The 20,150-nt window shown below is 66.0% G+C and carries 19 protein-coding genes and 1 pseudogene; 9 read left to right on the forward strand and 11 right to left on the reverse strand.

The annotated features are described in order from the left end of the window. Positions 1-116 precede the first annotated feature (116 nt). The 3 genes from ACQP2D_RS28030 to ACQP2D_RS28040 are packed head-to-tail and all read right to left on the reverse strand — an operon-like array spanning position 117 to position 1,360. Positions 117-752, reverse strand: coding sequence for a LysE family translocator (locus ACQP2D_RS28030; RefSeq protein ID WP_433678910.1), 636 nt, complete (start codon positions 750-752; stop codon positions 117-119). Between the two features lie 36 nt (positions 753-788). Then, positions 789-1,085, reverse strand: a complete 297-nt coding sequence (locus tag ACQP2D_RS28035; protein WP_433678911.1) for a hypothetical protein — start codon at positions 1,083-1,085, stop codon at positions 789-791. Positions 1,086-1,087: 2 nt separating this feature from the next. After that, positions 1,088-1,360, reverse strand: coding sequence for a hypothetical protein (locus ACQP2D_RS28040; RefSeq protein WP_433678912.1), 273 nt, complete (start codon positions 1,358-1,360; stop codon positions 1,088-1,090). Positions 1,361-1,472: 112 nt separating this feature from the next. Between ACQP2D_RS28040 and ACQP2D_RS28045 the strand changes: the two genes are divergently transcribed. The 3 genes from ACQP2D_RS28045 to ACQP2D_RS28055 all read left to right on the forward strand — a co-directional run bounded on the left by ACQP2D_RS28045 (position 1,473) and on the right by ACQP2D_RS28055 (position 4,057). Further along, a complete protein-coding gene (locus ACQP2D_RS28045) occupies positions 1,473-2,363 on the forward strand; it encodes a helix-turn-helix domain-containing protein (RefSeq protein ID WP_433678913.1) in 891 nt (296 codons plus the stop codon). Continuing rightward, positions 2,360-2,560: a DUF397 domain-containing protein gene (locus tag ACQP2D_RS28050; RefSeq protein WP_433678914.1), complete on the forward strand. Its 201-nt coding sequence runs from the start codon at positions 2,360-2,362 to the stop codon at positions 2,558-2,560. Before ACQP2D_RS28045 ends, ACQP2D_RS28050 begins: the two co-directional genes overlap by 4 nt. A 555-nt stretch (positions 2,561-3,115) precedes the next feature. Next, positions 3,116-4,057: a tellurite resistance/C4-dicarboxylate transporter family protein gene (locus ACQP2D_RS28055; protein ID WP_433678915.1), complete on the forward strand. Its 942-nt coding sequence runs from the start codon at positions 3,116-3,118 to the stop codon at positions 4,055-4,057. A 10-nt stretch (positions 4,058-4,067) separates the two neighbouring features. Here ACQP2D_RS28055 and ACQP2D_RS28060 read toward each other — a convergent pair whose 3' ends face one another. The 3 genes from ACQP2D_RS28060 to ACQP2D_RS28070 all read right to left on the reverse strand — a co-directional run bounded on the left by ACQP2D_RS28060 (position 4,068) and on the right by ACQP2D_RS28070 (position 5,757). Next, the gene (locus ACQP2D_RS28060) at positions 4,068-4,784 is read right to left on the reverse strand and encodes a class I SAM-dependent methyltransferase (protein ID WP_433678916.1); all 717 of its coding nucleotides are present in this window, start codon (positions 4,782-4,784) and stop codon (positions 4,068-4,070) included. A gap of 93 nt (positions 4,785-4,877) precedes the next feature. Beyond that, the gene (locus ACQP2D_RS28065; protein ID WP_433678917.1) at positions 4,878-5,315 is read right to left on the reverse strand and encodes a MarR family winged helix-turn-helix transcriptional regulator; all 438 of its coding nucleotides are present in this window, start codon (positions 5,313-5,315) and stop codon (positions 4,878-4,880) included. Continuing rightward, entirely contained in the window at positions 5,308-5,757 is a 450-nt protein-coding gene (locus ACQP2D_RS28070) for an SRPBCC family protein (RefSeq protein ID WP_433678918.1), read from the reverse strand. Before ACQP2D_RS28070 ends, ACQP2D_RS28065 begins: the two co-directional genes overlap by 8 nt. A 146-nt stretch (positions 5,758-5,903) precedes the next feature. Here ACQP2D_RS28070 and ACQP2D_RS28075 point away from each other — a divergent pair, with 146 nt between their 5' ends. From ACQP2D_RS28075 to ACQP2D_RS28085, 3 genes are read left to right on the forward strand one after another with little or no spacing between them, the layout of a single operon-like run. Beyond that, on the forward strand, positions 5,904-6,053 hold the full coding sequence (locus ACQP2D_RS28075; protein WP_433678919.1) for a hypothetical protein: 150 nt from the start codon (positions 5,904-5,906) through the stop codon (positions 6,051-6,053). A gap of 10 nt (positions 6,054-6,063) precedes the next feature. Further along, complete coding sequence (locus ACQP2D_RS28080; RefSeq protein WP_433678920.1) at positions 6,064-7,119, forward strand: Gfo/Idh/MocA family protein; 1,056 nt, start codon at positions 6,064-6,066, stop codon at positions 7,117-7,119. A gap of 52 nt (positions 7,120-7,171) precedes the next feature. After that, positions 7,172-7,972 (forward strand): M50 family metallopeptidase, encoded by an 801-nt coding sequence (locus ACQP2D_RS28085; RefSeq protein WP_433678921.1) that lies wholly within the window; start codon positions 7,172-7,174, stop codon positions 7,970-7,972. A 17-nt stretch (positions 7,973-7,989) separates the two neighbouring features. Here ACQP2D_RS28085 and ACQP2D_RS28090 read toward each other — a convergent pair. Beyond that, a pseudogene (locus tag ACQP2D_RS28090) lies at positions 7,990-8,805 on the reverse strand (phosphatase PAP2 family protein); the annotation flags it as partial. Here ACQP2D_RS28090 and ACQP2D_RS28095 point away from each other — a divergent pair. Then, the gene (locus ACQP2D_RS28095) at positions 8,692-8,925 is read left to right on the forward strand and encodes a hypothetical protein (protein WP_433685977.1); all 234 of its coding nucleotides are present in this window, start codon (positions 8,692-8,694) and stop codon (positions 8,923-8,925) included. The pseudogene ACQP2D_RS28090 and the gene ACQP2D_RS28095 sit on opposite strands and share 114 nt — an antisense overlap. A 1-nt stretch (position 8,926) precedes the next feature. Here the strand turns inward: ACQP2D_RS28095 and ACQP2D_RS28100 are convergent, their stop codons facing one another. Continuing rightward, complete coding sequence (locus tag ACQP2D_RS28100) at positions 8,927-9,403, reverse strand: gluconokinase (RefSeq protein WP_433685786.1); 477 nt, start codon at positions 9,401-9,403, stop codon at positions 8,927-8,929. A gap of 180 nt (positions 9,404-9,583) precedes the next feature. Then, positions 9,584-10,096: an RDD family protein gene (locus tag ACQP2D_RS28105; protein ID WP_433678922.1), complete on the reverse strand. Its 513-nt coding sequence runs from the start codon at positions 10,094-10,096 to the stop codon at positions 9,584-9,586. Positions 10,097-10,435: 339 nt separating this feature from the next. Here ACQP2D_RS28105 and ACQP2D_RS28110 point away from each other — a divergent pair, with 339 nt between their 5' ends. Continuing rightward, a complete protein-coding gene (locus ACQP2D_RS28110) occupies positions 10,436-11,530 on the forward strand; it encodes a serine hydrolase domain-containing protein (RefSeq protein WP_433678924.1) in 1,095 nt (364 codons plus the stop codon). Here the strand turns inward: ACQP2D_RS28110 and ACQP2D_RS28115 are convergent, their stop codons facing one another. Beyond that, positions 11,531-15,475, reverse strand: coding sequence for a hypothetical protein (locus ACQP2D_RS28115; protein ID WP_433678925.1), 3,945 nt, complete (start codon positions 15,473-15,475; stop codon positions 11,531-11,533). It lies immediately after the preceding gene. A 66-nt stretch (positions 15,476-15,541) separates the two neighbouring features. On the opposite strand from ACQP2D_RS28115, the gene ACQP2D_RS28120 reads away from it, so the two are divergent. Continuing rightward, positions 15,542-16,462: an LLM class F420-dependent oxidoreductase gene (locus ACQP2D_RS28120; RefSeq protein ID WP_433678926.1), complete on the forward strand. Its 921-nt coding sequence runs from the start codon at positions 15,542-15,544 to the stop codon at positions 16,460-16,462. On the opposite strand, the gene ACQP2D_RS28125 is transcribed toward ACQP2D_RS28120, so the two are convergent. After that, entirely contained in the window at positions 16,457-19,933 is a 3,477-nt protein-coding gene (locus ACQP2D_RS28125) for a DNA-directed RNA polymerase subunit beta (RefSeq protein ID WP_433678927.1), read from the reverse strand. The two genes, ACQP2D_RS28120 and ACQP2D_RS28125, sit on opposite strands and share 6 nt — an antisense overlap. Between the last annotated feature and the right edge of the window lie 217 nt (positions 19,934-20,150).

A 20,150-nucleotide genomic window follows, 5' to 3' on the forward strand; every position in this document is an offset into this window, starting at 1 on the left:
TCGAACGAACGCTCATCGGCATTATCGAGCGGTCGCAGGTGATCTACCTACCGGGCGTACACCTTGTGACCAGCCAGATCCTGCCAAGAGGTTGACGCAGAACAGTGCCGACCAATTCAGTTGGTGCCGCTCAGGGCTACGCTCGCGCCGACACCGATGATCATCAAACCGCCTGTTGTGCCGATGGATTCGAGACGGCGGGGTGAGCGCACGAACCAGGCTCGGGCGGTGCCCGCGATCATGGCCCAGGTTCCGTCCGAGAGGATTTGGATGCCGAGGGCTATCGCGCCGAGGGCCAATAGCTGCAATGGCAGTGGGCCCGCTGACGGTTCGGCGAACTGGGGCAGTACGGCAGCGAAGAAGACGATCGTCTTCGGATTCGTTGCGCCGACGACTACGCCTTGGCGGAACATACGGCGTGGATCGGTGTCCGGGGTCTGCGAATGCAGTGCCGCCCGCAGGCTCTTCCGTTCGCGAATCGCCATGACGCCCAGGTAGATCAGGTAGCACGCGCCGATAATCTTGACGATCGTCAGCAGGACGGCCGATGCCGCGAGCACCACACCCAGGCCCATCGCCACCGCGACCAACGGCACCGCCGCACCCACCGTGACACCCAGCACCGACTGCAATGCCGTGCGGCGGCCGTGCGCCAAGGCCCGCCCGATCGCGAAAAGCACATTCGGACCGGGAATCACGATAATGATCAGCGCCGCGAGGACGAAGGCGGCCAGGTGAGAGATGGGCACCATTCATCGGAGCCTACCTCTACCCGCACGCAGAGATCGTCAATTGTGGGTCGGAAGGTCCATCAGGACGGCGAAAACCGCTTTGTCCCAGTCGGTTCCCTCGGCACCGGTCAGGATCACATCCAGCAGTGGGGCTTTGGCGAGCATTCCGGCACCGTAGTGGCCGGTTTCGCGGGCGCTGGCGATCACGGCGTAGAGGACACGCGCGTGGACGGTGCTGCGGGACGCCGTGATTTTGCATCCGCTGGACTGCAGCTCACCCAGTCGTGCGTCCACGGCATCGATGACGTCTCGCAGGACACTGATCTCGATATCGCGAATCTCGTTGTCGGTCATGGTCATATCCCGAAGTGCGGAACGTTGGCGGGCACCATCTTTCCACTTTCGACCAGCCGTGCCTTGGCCTGAGCCTTGACCGGACATGCGGATAGCGGACAATCCAGGTGAGCTTGCATGGTCGCGTGCGCGTAGGCGATGGTCATGATCGGCACGCGTTCGTGGTTCGTCGGCGGAAGGAAGTACACCTTCCTCACCTCCCCTGGTCGTGGACTTTCGTGCCACCAGTAGACCTCTGAAATGTTCAGCTGGACGGTCCAATTCGGCCTTTCCATCAAATACACTGGACGTCCATTACGGGCCGGGCCACTACAGCGCGGCGCGGCATAGCACGGTCCACTACGGAGCGGTCCAGTACGGGCCGAACCAGATAGCGAGGCTAGGCACATGGCAGGGTCCACGCTCCCGCGTCGCGCGCTCGGGCGAAAACTCCGTGATCTTCGAACCGGGGCCGGAAAGAGCCAACTGGCAGCGGGTTTGTCCATCGACACGTCCAAGCAGACCATCGGCCGGTTGGAGGACGGTCAATCGGTCAGGATCAGCACCCCGAATGTGAACGCGCTCTTGGACTTCTACCGTGCCGACGAGGACTCTCGTACCGAAGTGATAGGTCTGCTCCAGGAGGTCAAAGCGGCCAAGGGTGATCCCTCCGGCGGCTGGTGGCGCGCCTACGCGGATGTCGTGAACAGCCATTTCGATCACTTCATGAATCTGGAACAGGCGTGCAACCGCCTGGTGTCCTTCCAGCTCACGTTGCTGCCTGGTCTGCTGCAAGCTCCGACATACCGTCGGTGGCTTGTCGAAACAAACGATCCGGCCATGTCAGCCGTCGATGTGGAGCGACGCCTGGAGTTGACTGCCCGTCGGCAACACAGGCTGACCGAGGACACCGGATTCTCGCTGGATGTGATGCTGTCGGAATCAGCACTTCGGCATCAGGTCGGCGGGCGTGCAGTGATGGCTGAGCAGTTACAGCACCTTGTCGAAGTCGGAAGCTTGCCGAACGTATCGATTCGAGTGATCCCGTTCGGTGTCGGAGGACACCCAGGGCTGGTGGTCCAGTCGTTCACGCTGTTCGAGTTCCCACCGCTGAGCGCCAGCCGCATGACAGAACCACCCGTGGTGTTCGTGGAAGGGTTCACGGGATCGTTGTTCCTGGAAGACGATGACGTGATCGACCGCCATCGAGCGGTAGTCGCCGACCTTCGCCAGGTAGCGTTGAGTGAAGCCGACACTAGGAGACTGGTGCGGGAGATCGCAGAGGAGTATGCCGCGTGACCAGCGATTTGTCGGGCGCGAAGTGGTTCAAGAGCGCCGCAAGCCAACCCAGCGGAGATTGTGTGGAGGCGGCGCACCTCGACGGGGGCATGGTCGGCGTCCGAGACTCCAAGAACCCCAGCGGACCAGCACTGGTGTTCACCCCCGCCGAATGGGACGCCTTCACGGCCGGTATCCGCGCCGGAGAGTTCGACTGACCCGCATCAGCCGATGCTCCCAGCCGCAGCCATTCCGAACCGGGCCGATGGTTGAGTAGCGGACGGCGATTGCCTGTGGCGGTGACGAATTCGAGGACCACGGGCAGGAAGTCGGGCAACTCTCGCCATCCCAATTCGCCCGCACCAGAGTGCATTTGCCCCTGGCTTGCTGATATTCCCCGCGCTGCATCGGATCGGCCTCAGCCGATGCGGTAATCGGATCACCGGTGCGCTGATCGGCGTCCCGGTACATTCGCAGCAAGACGCCGCGAATGTCGCGGATAGCTGTCGCGACAAAAGGTGTCGCCCTTCCGGCCGCCGACGTACTGCACGATGTGCAGGTCGGGGCGATAACCGCGCGGTGAAATAATCTGCTGGTTAGCAATAGCAGAGCATCGGGTTGAGCCATAGATCCTGCCGCCCAACTTCGGACGGTGCGCACGACTATCGGGCTCCATCAAAAATCACCGGCATCGAATCGCGGAATCGCCCCGCCGAAATCGCGTTGCTATCGAGTTGCTTGACCAAGATCGACTCTCGAGTTGTGATATCCGGGTGGCACAGCGATGGTGGCAGGAGCTACCGCCGGTGGCGGGCTCATTCGTCATGGCGACCGGAATCGTGTCGGTGGGGCTGCATCTCACCGGATTCGAGGTGGTCTCGTGGCTGGTGTTCGCGCTCGCGGCGGCGGTCTGGGTGCTGCTCGCGGTCGACTTCGGCACGCGGCTGCTTCTGCATCGGCAGCAATGGGAGGCCGAGGCCGATACGCCGCCCGCATTGACCGCCGTCGCGGCGACGACGGTGCTCGGCACCCGGTTGTCGCTGGTGGGCTGGCAGATTGCGGCCTGCGCGCTCCTCGCGGTGGCGGCGGTGCTGTGGCCCGGACTGTTGTTCGCGGTGGTGCGGCATTGGAATCGGCGGATGCCGGGCGCGGCATTCCTGGTCTGCGTTTCGACACAGGGACTGGCCGTTCTGGCCGGAAGGCTGGCGCTGGCCGATGTCGGCGATTGGCTCGCGTGGGCGGCTCTGGCGCTCTTCGGGGTGGGCCTGCTGCTGTACGCCGCGGCGTTCGCCCACTTCGAAATTCGGCAGGTGTGGATCGGCGCGGGCGATCAATGGGTGGCCACCGGCGCGTTGGCGATCTCGGCGCTGGCCGCCGCCGAACTCGTTGCCGCACACCAGTGGACCGGCCTCCCGCATCAGGTGCTGCGGGTGGTGGCGCTGATCGTCTTGGGCCTCAACCTGTTCGGCTACACGATCCTGATGGTCGCCGAGGTGATCCGCCCACGACCCGAATACGATATCCGGCGCTGGGCCACGGTCTTCCCGCTCGGCATGACCGCTGTCGCCTCGCTCGCCGTCGGTACGGCCGCCGATATGTCCGCGCTGCGCACGCTCGGCCAACTGCTGATGGTGGTGGCGGTTGGGGCGTGGGTGCTGACATTCGGCGTATTGCTCGCGGACCGAAGGACATTCGAATCCCATCGGTCCGCGTAATCGACCCCGATCAGATTCGCTCGGCCTCCAGTACCCAGACCGGCAGCAACAGCGCCCCCATCTCGTTGGTCTCGAGCTCAACTCCGCGCTCGGTCAACATATCTTGCACCGGACCAGGTGGCATGATCGCCACCATCCGATCGGTGCGCAGCGTAGTCAGCGACCAACCCGGTGGTGCGAAACTGGCGCGCAGATCTGCCTCACCGATCTGGTGCGGTGCGTACACCTCGCTGTGTCCCCGGTCCGCGAAACAGAATTGGATGAGCCGAGCACCGGGGCGCATGACGCGATGCAGCGCGGCGACATGATCTCGGCGCTGTTCGGGTGCGAGGCAATGGAACAGCGCACTGCTGACCACCGTGTCGAACCGAGCGTCATAGCCGTCGAGCCGGGTCGCATCGGCGATGGAGAAGGTTACGGCCACATCGCGGGCCGCGGCACGGGCGCGGGCGTCCTCGATCGCGGTGGGCGAGGAATCCAGGCCGGCCACCCGATAGCCCAGGCTCGCCAGATAGATGGCGTTATCCCCCGGCCCGCAGCCGATATCGAGGACCTGCCCGGTAATGCGGCCCGCATGCTCGAATTCCACCAGCAGCGGTTGCGGTCTGCCGATATCCCACGGCAACCGGCCCATCGGCACGCCTTCGACGACCGTCTTATCCCGATAAGCCTGTTCGAAATCAATTTTTGTCGGATCGAACTGCGATACTGCATCACTTTCGGTCATGAACTCGCCCCTAACCTCGATGAGAACTACGGGGAACTCGACACAGGTAATGCTAGCCGAAAACGGAGGTGGAGTCTCCGTTTCCATGTCACGTCATCTCCCACCGCGCCGGGCGGCAATCGATCTGAGCTGGTCGCGTAGAGCGTCACTATCGGGCCCGAACACCTGTAGGTCGGTGTCGACGACGATTCGGATGGCTCGACTGGCGAGATCGCGCCCCTCGGCGGTTACCTCGATGCGCAGGATTCTTGCGTCATCGAGATCCGGGCGGCGCACGAGCAGGGCGCGATCTTCCAGGACGCGGACGACCCGCGAGCCCATCATCCGGTCCGCGCCCGCCATATCCACGACCTGCTGCTGAGTCGGCAGCTCGCCCTGTCTGCCGAGCCAGCCCGCGGAGGCGAGCAAATTGAACTGCGTCAGCGTGAGGCCGAGCGGGCGCAGGTTGCGTTCCACGGTGGCGCGCCACTCCAGCGCGGCGTGGTGCAGCCAGAACCCGGGGCTCATCAGCGGGCCGCGCGGTTCAGCCACGCTCGGGCTCCTGCGCCGCACCCGCCAGCCGTCGCGCCTCGACTTCCAGCGCCGCGATGGTCAGATGCATATCGGCGCGAATGCCACGCTCCCAGATCAACCGGAAGATCGGCCGGAACGGACCGTGCACCTCCATCCGCTTCCCGACCCGCACCGTTCCATCGCCGAGCGGTTCATAGGTGTAGTGGCCGCGAATCTTGCCGAACGGAATTCCGGCCTCGCTGGTCCACGAACGCCCCGACTCGACCGCGGTGATAGTGAACGGACCAGCCGGCGCGCCTTTGGGTTTCACCCAGCCGGTCGTGCCCGGCGCGAACGGCCCACCGATCCGAGCCTGCTCCTCGTGCGGATCCCAGGACGGCCAGTTGGCGACGTCGGTGGCCGCCTGCCAGATCTCCTCGATCCCTCCGGCGACAACGGCTTCTTCGTGAATCACATACATCGGAACACTCCCTTATCCCGCCGACAGCGGCAATTTGTTGTTGCAACAACAGTATCTGTTGTCGCAACAACAAGTCAAGAGGTTCGCGGCTGTCAGATCCGGCGACTTGCCGCTGGCCGGACGCCTATACCCACGCACTGCTGTCGATGGCGCTGCTCGTTCTGCCCCATCTCGCACTCGCGCCGCATGTGCAAGGCCTCGCCGAAGGCGACGCCGACCACGCCGTCGTCACCGCGCGGCGGCTCATCGCCGCCCTGCTGCACCCCTACCGGGTCACTACCACCGGAACCCCGTAGCGTCGCAGCGATGAGCAGCCTGCAGGTCGCCATCGTCGGATACGGTTTGGCCGGATCGGTTTTCCATGCGCCGCTGATCGCCGCGCAGCCGCGCATGCGGGTGACGGCGGTGGTCACGGCATCGCCGGAACGGACCGAGCAGGCGCGGCGCGAACATCCCGGGGTGCGGGTGGTGCCGAATCCGGAGGCCTTGTTCGCCGATATCGCCGATATCGATCTGGTGGTCGTCGCGACGCCCAATCGGACGCATGCGCCGCTGGCGCGGCAGGTGTTGGACGCCGGGTTGCCGGTGGTCGTCGACAAACCGTTCGCGGTGAGCGTGGCCGAGGGCGAGGATCTGATCGCGCGGGCCGAGCGCGCCGGCGTCGCGCTATCGGTATTCCAGAATCGGCGGTGGGACGGCGACTTCCTGACGGTGCGGCGGCTGATCGCGGACGGACGGCTCGGCGATGTGCGCCGGTTCGAATCCCGGTTCGAGCGGTGGCGGCCGGTGCCGAAGGGCGGCTGGCGTGAGGTCGGTTCCGCCGATGAGGGCGCCGGACTCCTGTTCGACCTCGGCAGTCATCTGATCGACCAGGCGGTGACGCTGTTCGGTCCGGTGCGCTCGGCATACGGCGAGTTGGATCGGCGACGGCCCGGCATCCAGACCGACGACGACGCCTTCGTCGCACTCACCCACACCTCGGGCGTGCGGTCACACTTATGGATGAGCGCGGTAACACCGCGGTTGGGGCCGCGTTTTCGGGTGCTCGGTTCCGAATCCGGTTACGTCACTTATGGATTGGACCCGCAAGAGGAGGCGCTGCGTTCGGGCCGCCGACCCGACGACGGTGACCGAGCTTGGGGCACTGTCGAACCCGAACGATGGGGCGTGCTGGGCGCCGAACCGGCCGTCGAACCCGTCCCGACGCTCGCGGGCGACTACCCCGCGTTCTACTCCGGCATGGCCGCCGCGATCCTCGACGGCGCACCAGTCCCGGTCGACCCGCGCGATGCCGTCACCACCTTGCGACTGCTCGACGCCGCCCGGCTATCGGCGAGCCGCGGCGAGACGGTCACCAACTGAGCCGCTCAACGACCACACAGCGAAGCTCGCCACGGCCGGATAAGGTGCGGCGGTGCAAACAGCGGAATTCGTCGAGCACGGCGCCTCCATCGCGGACCGGCTCACCACAACCCAGGCAGCACCACCGTGGTGGTTGGTTCTCGCGACAGCGGCAGCGGCGTTGATTCTGGTCGGATACAGCCCGCTGTGGCGGGTCACCCGCAATGTGGTCACCATCGCGCACGAGGGTGGGCACGCGCTCACCGCGCTGCTGACCGGTCGCCGGCTCAACAGCATCACCCTGCATTCCGATACCTCCGGCCTGACCGTATCGAGCGGAAAACCCTATGGCCTCGGCATGATTCTCACCGCGATGGCGGGCTATCCGTCGCCACCGCTGCTCGGTCTCGGCTTCGCCGCACTCCTGGGCGCCAACCGCATCACACTGATGCTGTGGACCGCGATCGCCCTGCTCGCCGCCGTGCTGATCAAGGTGCGCAACGTCTACGGACTGCTGACGGTATTCGGCTTGGGCGCCATCGTCTTCGCCGTGTCCTGGTTCGGAACCGATACGGTGCAAGCGGGTTTCGCCTACCTCGGCGCGTGGTTCCTGCTGCTCGCGGGCACCCGGCCGGTCATCGAACTGCAACGTGGCCGGGTCCGGCGCTGGAATATGCCGCAGGGCGCGGATTCCGACGCCGATCAGCTCGCCCGGCTCACTCATCTCCCCGGATTGCTCTGGGTGTTCGTCTTCGGCGCGGTTGCCGTCGCCGCACTGGTCGGCGGTGCGCTGCTGCTGTCCGAGGCCGCGGGCGTGTGCATTCCCAATGTCTCCGACGCCACCTGCACGACACCGGCCTTGTCGGGCCGATAGATCCGGTAGGCCGCGAGGCACAGCGCGAGCCACAGCGCGCCCGCACACCAGGCGCCCAGAATATCGGTGGGCCAGTGCACGCCCAGATACCATCGGGAAAGGCCGACGGCCCCAACGAATACCGCCGCGACAGTGACCGTGATCCGGCGGGTGGCCGGGCGATGCGGTCGCGAAAGTACCACCGCGACAAGGACTCCGATCACCACGATCGAACCGAGACTGTGTCCGGACGGAAAAGCCTGATTGGTCTCGGTGACGAGATGGTCGGCCGCGGGCGGGCGGCTGCGGCCGATCAGGTGCTTGCCGACCACGACGAGCACTCCGGCGCCCCCGGTCGCGACACCGACCAGCACCGCCTCCGCCCACCGCCGACGCCAGGCCAGCCCGAGACACAGAACCACCGCCAACGCCGTCATCGGCAGCGTGCCGCCCAGGTCGCTGATCCCGATCGCGACCGGCGTCACCACCGCGGCACGGTGCTCGACGATCCAATCGGTTCCCGGCCGGTCGATCGCGGTGACACCGTCGTGGCCGAGGACGCTGACGGTGATGCCGACGACCACCGCGGCCAGCACTGCGATACCCCAGACCGGAACGGGGAGCGGTGGCACGTGGCGGTTCGTCATACCAACACGATTGCAGATCGACGCTGAGAAGTTGCTGAGTGTTCTCCTGCGGAAATGCTGGACACGCCGCTCCGATGTCGTAGGGTGTTGGCCGTGAATCGATGGCCGGACCATGCCAGCACCGGGCCGGACGAGCACTCTCCAGTGGCGGAGTTGGCTCGTGCGCTGATCGACGCCATATGCGATACCGTCGCGGGCTGGCTGCATCCGATCGCGGGTGCGGCGACGGTACCGCTGCTGCTGATCACCCCGCTGATCATCATCGGTATCACCTGGCTGGCCGCAACGCGCGTCGGGCGCACCCGAACACACTCCGACCGGACCTGAGCTAGTTCGACTCCCATGCCGTGACCGCTTCGCGGACCAGTTCGGCGGGATCCTTCGTCGCATCGACAGTGACGCCGAGTTCGTCGCAAGCCAATGGCTGCAAGGCCGCGAGCTGCGAATCGAGCAGCGTCGATGGCATGAAATGGCCGCGGCGCTCATCCATCCGCCGGGCCAGTTCCGCACGCGATGCGGCCAGATGGACGAAGAACGCCCCCGGCGCCGCCGCGCGCAGCCGATCACGGTAACTCCGCTCGAGCGCCGAGCAGCTGACCACGCCGCCGCGCTGCTGCCGCTCCCCCAGCCAGGCCGCCACGATATCGAGCCACGGCGCGCGATCGGAATCCGTCAGCGGCACCCCGGCCGCCATCTTCGCGATATTGGCGGCCGGATGGAAGTCGTCACCCTCGGCGTATTCGATGTGCAGCGTCTCGGCCAACAGTGCACCGACCGTGGACTTTCCGCATCCGGAGACACCCATCACGACGATGACCGGCACTGCCGACCGTTCGGGCTCACCCGTCACCCGGCCACCGCCTCTCATCGAATCGCTGCGCGATGCTGCCCGCATTGGACCTCCGCAGTCATTCGGCCGGGCACGCGCCGACGACTCCTCGGGCTTTCGACCCTAGCGGTAGGCAGCAAACTCACGGCTCGCGCGCTAGGACGCCACGAGGACAAAGGTTTTCGCGGCCTTGTCGTGCCAGCCCTGACGGGCGAGCTTGTCGAAGCACGGCGATAGCGCACAGAGCACGCCCCAGACGCCGCACACCACACTCGGCAGCACGAGGGTGGCCCAGCGGGTGCATGCGGCCGCACCACCGATGCCTTCCCCCGGCGCGGCCGCGGTATCGGCACGCACGACACGGATGCCGAGCGCCTTCTTGCCGAAGGTCGCGCCCTGGGTCGCGGTCAGCCCGACCTCGTAGGCGATGTTGGCGATCAAGCCGAGCAGCACGACGAGCACAGCGGTGCCAACGCCGAGTCCGGATTCGGTCTCGGCGGCGAATTCGCTCGATGAGTCCGCGCTCACGATGACGACCGCGGCGACGATGGCGATCGGAATGCCGACGATGACGGCGTCGATGAGCCGGGCGCCCAGCCGGGATCCCATGCCCGCGAGCCGATATCGACCGGAGGGAATGGTGAGGTAAGCGGTGCCGGGCGTGCTCAAAGATTCCCCTTCGGTGTGATTGGTGGCGATCCGGGGCCTGCGGCGGGAACGGGAGTCTGCCCGCCGAACTCCCCTCCACATGGCCCGGCCGACCTGATTCCCATTCCCGCTCGCCATTCCGGACCTCGATTTCCGGATGGTTCGCCGGAGCAAACCGACGACCGAACGCTATGCGTCGAGCCGGGCACGCAGCGACCGATCGGCTCGCCGAGTGTCGTATATGCGCAGTTCACGGGCTCACGCAGGAATTCCGGACCGGAATGCAGGTATGTCAGACCCGCCGGGTTGCGGTAACTTGATGCCTCGGAACAGGCCGGGATGCCGTGGGAGGGGAATTCGGTGACGACTTCGGTCAGGACGCTGGTCGCCGCTGGGCTCATCGTTGTGGCAATGCCAGCCACCGCGGTGGCCGAGGAGCCGGTCGATATCTTGCAGGCGGGTGCCGACGCTGCCGTCGCGACCGGATTGCCGGGCGTCATCGGATTGGTCCGCAGTGGTTCCGAAACGCGCTACGTGCACGCCGGCTACGGCGAGCTGTCCACCCGGACCCCCGCCGACCCGACCGCGCGGTTCCGCATCGGCAGCTTCACGAAAGCATTTGTGGCAGTGGTGCTGCTGCAGCTGGAAGCCGAACATCGACTCTCCCTCGACGACCCCATCGACCGATGGATTCCCGGCGCGGTACCCGACAGTGCGGGCATCACCGTACGTCAACTGCTCAATCACACCTCGGGGCTGCCGGAGTACGCCGACGATCCCCGGATCTCGCTGCCCTACTTCGCCGGGTTCGATCCGCCACAGGCTCACTCGCCGCAGTCACTTGTCGATATCGCGATGCAGCGGGGCCGGGCCGGAGCACCGGGTGAGCGGTTCTCCTACGCCAATACCAACTATGTCCTCGCCGGCATGGTCAGCACCGCCGTCACCGGCAGGCACCCGGCCGATGAAGTGCGCGAACGCATTATCGAACCACTACAGTTGCGCGACACCACCTTTCCCGTCACCGACCCGAATCTGCACGGCAACTGGCTGCACGGCTACACCTGGCAACGCGATATCTCGGTCGCCGACCCACAGATCTACGGTGCGGCGGGCGCGATGGTCTCCACCCTCGACGATTTCGCCACCTTCGCCCGCGCCCTGTTCTCCGGCCGCCTACTGCCACCCGCACAGCAGGCCGAACTCACCACGACCGTGCCGACAGAGCACAGCGGCAACGGCTACGGACTCGGCATCATGCACGTGCAGGCGTCCTGCGGTCCGGCCTGGGCCTACATCGGCCGGGTGCTCGGCTACGACAACCGGATCATCGCCAGCGAGGACGGCAGCCGCATCGTGCTGCTCACCGAGAACGAATTCCACCTGCTCGCCGACGACACGCGCGGCGCGCGAATTCTCGACGATGCCGCCCTGCGAACCTTCTGCGCACTCTGATCAGCAGGGCGGTCGATAGGCCATCCGCGGCACATGCGCCTGCCACACCTCGCGGGTCAGCACCGCGCGGCCGATATCGCAGATGCGCGCGATCGCGTGCTGCGGATCCAGATCCCACATGCTCATCACGCCATTGCCGGTGCCGACCAGATAGCGTCCCGCCGGATCGAAGGCCAACTGCCACGTCGTGGTGCTCGGCAGGGTGATGGAGTGGCCGAGCGGTTTCGGGTGTCCGCGGTCGGTGAAATCCCACAGGCGCACCGTCGAATCCGCACTCGAGGTCGCCATCGTCGCACTGTCCGGGCTGAAGTCGACCGACAGCACGTTCAAACCGTGGGTGGCGATGGGCTCGCCGAGTTTGCGTACCCTGGCGGGCTCGGTGATATCCCAGACCTGCAGGGTGTCGGCGGCGAGGCTGACGAGGGTCTTACCGTCGGGTGTCATGCCGATCCAGCCGAACGGTTTGGCCGATTCGCTCGGCAGCTCGCTGACCACGCGCGGTTCGGCCGGATTCGACAGATCCCAGAGCCGGATCGCATACCGGGTCTGGCCGGAAACCGCGCGATCCGAGGCCATTGTCGCCATCAGCTCGTCCCGCGCACCGTACATGGCGAACGCGCCCCACCCCCCGGTGGACAGCGGCATCCGGTTACCGAGCGGGACCGGATGCGCGGGGTCGACCAGATCCCACACCTGGAACGACCAGGTGGCGTCCGCGGCGATGGTCCACAGATAGCGACCGGTCGGACTGAACATCGCGGCGAAGACGCCGGGCAGCTCCGCTATCGTCCGCGCGTGGGCGACAGCGCTGACATCGTGCAGCAGGACCCGAGGCGGCGTCCCGACGGTCGCGGCCACCGTGCGCCCGTCGCGGCTCAGCGAGGCGCCGGCCGCGTACAACTCGGTGGGGCCGGGGCCGAGATCGGCGAGTTTGCGCAGGGTCGCGCGGTCACGGACGTCCCACAGCTCGGTCCGGCCATTGATCGCGCCGGTCACCATGGTGCCCGCGGCGCTGAACGCGGGCGGCACCGGCAGCCACCCGAACCCTCCGCCGAGGACGGCTGGTGCCAGCGACCAGAGCCGGACCACGCCGAGCGCTCCGGCAGCCGTGACGGTATGCCCGTCCGGACCGAAGGCCAGCGAGTTCTGCGCGTCCTGACAGACCACCATGGAACTGACCTCGGGGCATGGCGACGACGATGCCAGCAGCGGTGCACCCAGCGGCGTCGCGGCGGCGCGGTCGGCGATATTCCAGACCGTCACGCCGGTGCGATTGCCGGTCGCCAGGGTGTCCCCGTCCGGACTGAATGCCAGCGATCGCACCGCCGATTTGGTGGCCGCCAGCAGCGAAGTGCGAAGGACCGGCCGCAGCGGATCGGCGAGATCCCACAGTCCGACGGTGGCATCGCCGCGGTTCTCCGACCACGCCGAGTCACCACCACTACCGACTGCCAGGGTGACACCATCGGGGCCGACCGCCACCGCTCGCACCGGCCGCGCCGGTATCGAAATCGGCGCACCCAGCGGCTTCGGGGCGCCCCCGATGGTCAGCAATTGGATCGCGTCGTCGTAGGCGACGGCGAGCCAGAATCCACCGGGCTGGAATGCCATCGATCGGATCTGCTGTGGAATCTGCAGTGGCGCATCGATTTTCGTCGGCGCCGCCGGATCCTGCAGATTCCACAGCGTGACGGTGCGATTGCTGTCGGCCGCCGCCAGCATCCGTCCGCTGGGGCCGAAGACCACCTGGGTCACCCCGCCGCCGGTCGGGCGCGCCACCGGGACCGGATGCCGCGGGTCTTCGACACTCCAGAGCTGTAATGCGTAGCCGCAGGCCGCTGCCAGGAGTTTTCCGTCCGGGCTGAACGTCACCGAAATCGCCGCGCCATCGCAATTCAGCGGCGTACCCATCGGCTGCGGATGCGCGCGGTCGGCGAGATCCCAGAGCCGGACCGTGCCGTCCTCGCCCGCCGAGGCCAGCAGTGCGCCGCCCGGCTGGTACGCGACTTGGTTGACCGTGCCCGTGTGGCCGGTCAGCGGCGTTGCCAGCGGCAGATTCTGCGTGCTCAGCAGCCGCGAATTCACCTCCGGGTCGTCGGGTTTGAGGCGATGGGCGACCAGGTCGAGTTGGGCCGACAAGGTCGGGTCGGTGCTGCGCAGACTCTCCGACTCGGTCAGCAGCGCCGACAGCAGGGCATTGTCCTGCTGTTCGTCCTTTAACCTGACCTGGCCGTAGGCGGCGATGCCCAGCACCAGCACGCCGACGCCGAGCAGTGCGAGCACCGTGCGGGTCGCGGCGGCCCAGCGTCGCGATATGGTGCGGGAAGTCTGTGCGGCGGTGAGGAATTCGGTCACGGTCTCGGTGGCCTGATGCCGGTCCGCCGCTTCCTGCGCCGTCGCCAGCCGGGTGCCGCGATACAGCAGCGCCGGATCGCTCCCCGAGGAAACCCAGTCCGCCGCATCGGCTTCCAGCCGTTGGCGCACCAGATAGCCGACGCGGTCCTCCTCGATCCAGGCCCGCAGGCGGGGCCAGGCCCGCAGCACGATTTCGTGGGTGAAGTAGGCGCTGTCGGCATCGGAGGTGACCAGCCTGGCGCGGACCAGCGTCTCCAGCACCGCATCGGCGGCCTCGGCATCCACTGCCCGGGTGAGCAATTCGGCGCGGGCCGCGCGACGCCGGGTGTCGTGGCCATCGGGTCCGACGCTGACCAGGCTCAGCAGCAGCGGCTTGGCCTCGATCTGCTGGGCGACGGTGAGTTCGGCCCAGGCCTGTTCGGCGGTCGCGGCGACCGACCCCGTGACGCCGCCCGCCTTGCGGTATCCGGCCACGGTCAGGCGAAGTCGTTCTCGATGTTCCCAGGTCGCCGCCATGACATGGGAGAGCAGCGGCAGCGCGCCGGGATCGTAGCTGCGCCGGTTCTGATGATCGCCGAGACCGCACAGTTCGGTGACCACCAACTCGACCGATCCGGGTTCGAGTTCGAGGCCTGCCGCTGCGGCCGGGCCGGTAATGGCCTCGGACAGTTCGCTCAGGCGCATCGGACCGAGTACGTAGCCGCGATTGTTCAGCACGTCCTCGAGGATCGGATAGTCCAGGCATGGTGCGTAGAAATCGGCCCGGACGGCCAGAACTACTGTCACCCAACGCTTTTCATATGCACCGGCGAGTGCCGCCAGCTCGGTCAGGAAATCCTCGCGTTCCTGCTCGTCCTGGCAGGCGGTGAACAGCTCTTCGAACTGGTCCACGATCAGCACACCGTATTTGCCGATCGCCCAGGTATCCCCCACTGCCTCGGCCAGCGCGGCCCGTGGTCGCGCGCCAGGAGTGAGAGTCGTGATCTGCCAATCCTTTTCGAGCTTGCGGACCGCCGGGATCACGCCCGCGTGCAGCAACGAGGATTTGCCCGCGCCCGACGCGCCGACGAGGGCGACAATGCCGCCACCGGTCGCCGCGTCGAGCGTGCTCAGCATCAACTCGGTGAATTCGGTGGTGGCCCGGCCGCGGCCGAAAAACCGGGCGGCGTCATCGGATTGATAGGCGGTAAGCCCACGATAAGGGCAGACCGCACTGGCCGGATCGGTCTCCGGTTTCCAGGTGACGGCCGCATGCCACAGCCGCCGCCACTCCGGCAGATCCACCAGCACACGGTCCACCGGCGTGGCCGACTTCTTGCTCAGATCGATCAGCGTCAGCAGAATCGGCAGCAGCGTCTCGAACTGCGCGGGCACATTGCGGCCCGAGCGCCAGTCACTGATCCGCTGCAGCGATGCCGCACTTCCCTTGGCCGGTCCGCGCGTTGCCTTCATCCGCGCCTCGGCCGCACTGGCCACCTGCCGCAGCTTCGGATTGCCCGCGGCCTCGAACAGGCGCATCAGGCGCTGGGCGAATACCGTCCTCGGCGATGCCTTCCGTAGCTCGGATTCCGATTCGACCGCGCCACCCACGGGCCAATGATAGGTGGCATCCGCACGAACCGATGCACAAGATCAATTTCGGGCACCATGGTAGGCATGGAGCTACGCATCTTCACCGAACCACAGCAGGGTGCCAGTTACGACACGCTGCTCACCGTCGCCAAGGCCACCGAGGACCTGGGATTCGACGCATTCTTCCGCTCCGACCACTATCTGGCCATGGGCGGCGCCGACGGGCTGCCCGGCCCGACCGACGCCTGGATCACGCTGGCCGGACTGGCCAGAGAGACCAAGCGCATCCGGCTCGGCACCCTGGTCAGCGCCGCCACCTTCCGGCTGCCCGGACCGTTGGCCATCCAGGTCGCCCAGGTCGATCAAATGTCGGGCGGCCGAGTCGAACTCGGCCTCGGCAGCGGCTGGTTCGCCGATGAACACACCGCCTATGGCATCCCGTTCCCCGACGATAAATTCGCCAGGTTCGAAGAACAGCTCGCGATCATCACCGGACTGTGGGCGAGCAAAGTCGGCGACAAATTCACCTTCGACGGCAAGCACTACCAGCTCACCGACTCCCCCGCGCTGCCGAAGCCGGTGCAGGATCCGGTGCCGATCCTGCTCGGCGGGCACGGCGCCACCCGTACCCCGCGCCTGGCGGCCACCTACGCAACCGAATTCAATATGCCCTTCGGCTCCGTCGAGGACAGCGCCCGCCAATTCGACCGCGTCCGCGCCGCCGTCGCCGCCCGCGGCCGCCGCCCCGACGATCTGAGCTATTCCAATGCCCTGGTGGCCTGTGTCGGCGCTTCCGACGCCGAGGTGGCCCGCCGCGCCGCCGCCATCGGCCGCGAGGTCGACGAACTGAAGACCAACGGGCTCGCGGGCTCCCCTGCCGAGGTGGTCGACAAGATCGCCCGCTACGCCGAGATCGGCGCCTCCCGCATCTACCTCCAGATCCTCGACCTCGACGACCTGGCCCATCTGGAACTCATTGCGGCCGAGGTGATGTCACAGCTATAGATCGTCCACCGTGGCGGATTCGGTGCGGGACAGGTTGATTCCCAGATTCGCGGCCGCCCGATCGATCTCATCGTCTTCGGCGTCGCGCATTTCGATCGCGGCGCCCTCGGCGGAGAGCACCTCGACATTGAGGCACAGTGACTGGAGTTCCTTGAGGAGCACCTTGAACGATTCCGGGATGCCCGGCTCCGGAATGTTCTCGCCCTTGACGATCGCCTCGTACACCTTGACGCGGCCAGCGATATCGTCGGATTTGATGGTGAGCAGTTCCTGCAGCGTGTAGGCCGCGCCGTAGGCCTGCATGGCCCAGCACTCCATTTCACCGAAGCGCTGACCACCGAACTGCGCCTTACCACCGAGCGGTTGCTGGGTGATCATCGAGTACGGACCGGTCGAACGGGCGTGGATCTTGTCGTCGACCAGGTGGTGCAGCTTCAGGATGTACATGTAGCCCACCGCGACCGGGTACGGGAACGGCTCCCCGGAACGGCCGTCGAACAGCGTCGACTTCCCGTCCGCACCGACCATGACCTCGCCGTCGCGGTTGGGCAGGGTGCAGCCGAGCAGACCGGTCAGTTCCTCTTCACGGGCACCGTCGAATACCGGTGTCGCGATATTGCTGTTCGCCGGGGCCGCCCACATCTCGTCGGGTAGTGACGCCGCCCACTCGGGTGTGCCCTGAATTTCCCAGCCCGCCTTGCCGATCCACCCGAGGTGGGTCTCCAAGATCTGGCCGATGTTCATTCGGCGCGGCACACCGTGGGTGTTCAGGATGATGTCCACCGGGGTGCCATCCGGCATGAACGGCATGTCCTCGGTCGGGAGGATCTTGCCGATAACACCCTTGTTGCCGTGGCGACCGGCGAGCTTATCGCCGTCCTGAATCTTGCGCTGTTGGGCCACGTACACGCGCACCAGCTCGTTGACACCGGGAGGCAGATCATCGTCGTCCTCGCGCGAGAACACCCGGATGCCGATGACCTTGCCCGCTTGACCGTGCGGCACCTTCAGCGAGGTGTCGCGCACCTCGCGCGCCTTCTCACCGAAGATCGCGCGCAGCAGCCGCTCCTCCGGAGTCAGCTCGGTCTCACCCTTCGGGGTGACCTTGCCGACCAGGATATCGCCGTGGCGGACCTCGGCACCGACCCTGACGATGCCGCGCTCGTCGAGATCGGCGAGCACCTCGTCGGAGATATTGGGGATGTCGCGGGTGATCTCCTCCGCACCGAGTTTGGTGTCGCGGGCGTCGGTTTCGTGCTCCTCGATGTGGATCGAGGTGAGCACATCTTCCTCGACGAGGCGCTGCGACAGGATGATCGCGTCCTCGTAGTTGTGGCCTTCCCACGGCATGATCGCCACGAGCAGGTTCTTGCCGAGGGCCATCTCACCGTTATCGGTACAGGGCCCGTCGGCCAGGACCTGACCGGCCGCCACGGCTTGCCCCTCATCGACGATCGGGCGCTGATTGACGCAGTTGCCCTGGTTCGAGCGGGCGAATTTGCGCAACCGGTAGCTCTTGCGGCTGCCGTCATCGGCCATCACGGTGATGTAATCGGCCGAAACCTCCTCGACCACACCGGCTTTCGCGCTGACGACCACATCGCCCGCATCGACGGCCGCACGCAACTCCATCCCGGTACCCACGATCGGGGCCTCGGAACGGATCAGCGGAACGGCCTGCCGCTGCATATTCGCACCCATGAGAGCGCGGTTGGCGTCGTCGTGCTCGAGGAACGGAATCATCGCGGTCGCGACCGAAACCATCTGGCGCGGTGAGACATCCATGTAGTCGACCTCGTCCGGGGGGACGAATTCGATATCTTCGCCGTGGCGTCGTGCCAGGATCTTGTCCTCCAGGAAGTGCCCGTCCGCGGCGAGTTGCGAGTTGGCCTGTGCACGCACATACCGTTCCTCCTCATCGGCGGTCAGGTACTCGACCTCATCGGTGACCACGCCGTCGACCACCTTGCGGTACGGCGTTTCGATGAAACCGAACGGGTTGACTCGCGCGTACACCGACAGATAGCCGATCAGGCCGATATTCGGACCTTCCGGGGTCTCGATCGGGCACATCCGGCCGTAGTGGCTGTGGTGCACATCGCGCAGTTCGAGGCTGGCGCGCTCACGGGACAGACCACCCGGACCCAGCGCCGAAAGACGACGCTTGTGTGTCAAGCCCGACAGCGGGTTGTTCTGGTCCATGAACTGCGACAGCTGCGAGGTTCCGAAGAACTCCCGGATCGCCGCGGTGACCGGGCGGATATTGATCAGGGTCTGCGGCGTGATCGCCTCGACATCCTGAGTGGTCATCCGCTCGCGGACCACCCGCTCCATACGCGAGAAGCCGACCCGGATCTGATTCTGGATCAGCTCGCCGACGGCACGCGTACGTCGGTTGCCGAAGTGGTCGATATCGTCGACCTCGACCGGGACTTCAACGCCGCCGGGCGCCGTCATGGTCTTATCGCCCGCGTGCAGGCGGACCAGGTACTCGATGATCGCGACGAGATCTTCCTCGGACAGCACCAGCGCCGTACCGGAGTCGATGCCGAGCTTCTTGTTCATCTTGTAGCGACCGACGCGCGCCAAGTCGTAGCGCTTGTCCTTGAAGAACAGGTTCTCCAATAGCGCCTGTGCCGACTCCTTGGTCGGCGGCTCGCCCGGACGCAGCTTGCGGAAGATATCGAGCAGTGCGTCATCGGTGCCGACCGTATTGTCCTTCTCCAGGGTCGACATCATGATCTCGGAGAAGCCGAAACGCTGGGTGATCTGTTCGGTGCTCCAGCCGAGTGCCTTGAGGAAGACCGTCACGGGCTGGCGGCGCTTGCGGTCGATGCGCACACCGACGGTATCTCGCTTATCGACATCGAACTCCAGCCACGCGCCGCGCGACGGGATGACGCGCACGCTGTGCAGATCCTTCTCGGTGCCCTTGTCGACGCTGTGGTCGAAGTACACACCCGGCGAACGCACCAACTGCGACACCACGACGCGCTCGGTGCCGTTGATGATGAACGTGCCCTTTTCGGTCATCATCGGGAAATCACCCATGAAGACCGTCTGGCTCTTGATCTCACCGGTGTTGTTGTTGATGAACTCAGCGGTGACGAACAACGGCGCCGCGTAGGTCATGTCCTTGTCTTTGCACTCGTCGATGGAGGCCTTGACCTCCTCGAAACGAGGATCCGAGAAAGACAGGGACATCGACCCGGAGAAGTCCTCGATCGGCGAGAGCTCCTCGAGAATTTCGTCCAGTCCGCCGGTCGGTATCCGCTGCTCGCCGCGAGCGGCGGCGCTGGCCTTCCATTCCGGGGAACCGATCAACCATGCGAACGAATCGATTTGCACATCCAGCAGGCCGGGCACTTCGAGCGGTTCCCGGATCTTGGCGAAGGAAATCCGCTTCGGCGCGCCGGGCACACCGGCAACTACCTGGTCTTTGTCGGCGACCGTCCGGCTCGATACTGACAAGGTGCGTCCTTCCCCTCACGCGGATCGCGGCAACCCGCGGCCATCGCTTGTCCACTGACGAATTTCGCCCCGGATGCGTACCCGAACGAAACTCGCGCACCACACGAGGAAACACCACCCGCAACGGATGATGTTTACAACGATTGGTTCATGAGGTGGACGGGAGGCAACCAGCGCAACGTCCAAAATTACACTCGTACCCACTGAATGTCGAGTG

This window comes from Nocardia sp. CA-119907, from assembly GCF_050955995.1.
Lineage (GTDB): Bacteria > Actinomycetota > Actinomycetes > Mycobacteriales > Mycobacteriaceae > Nocardia.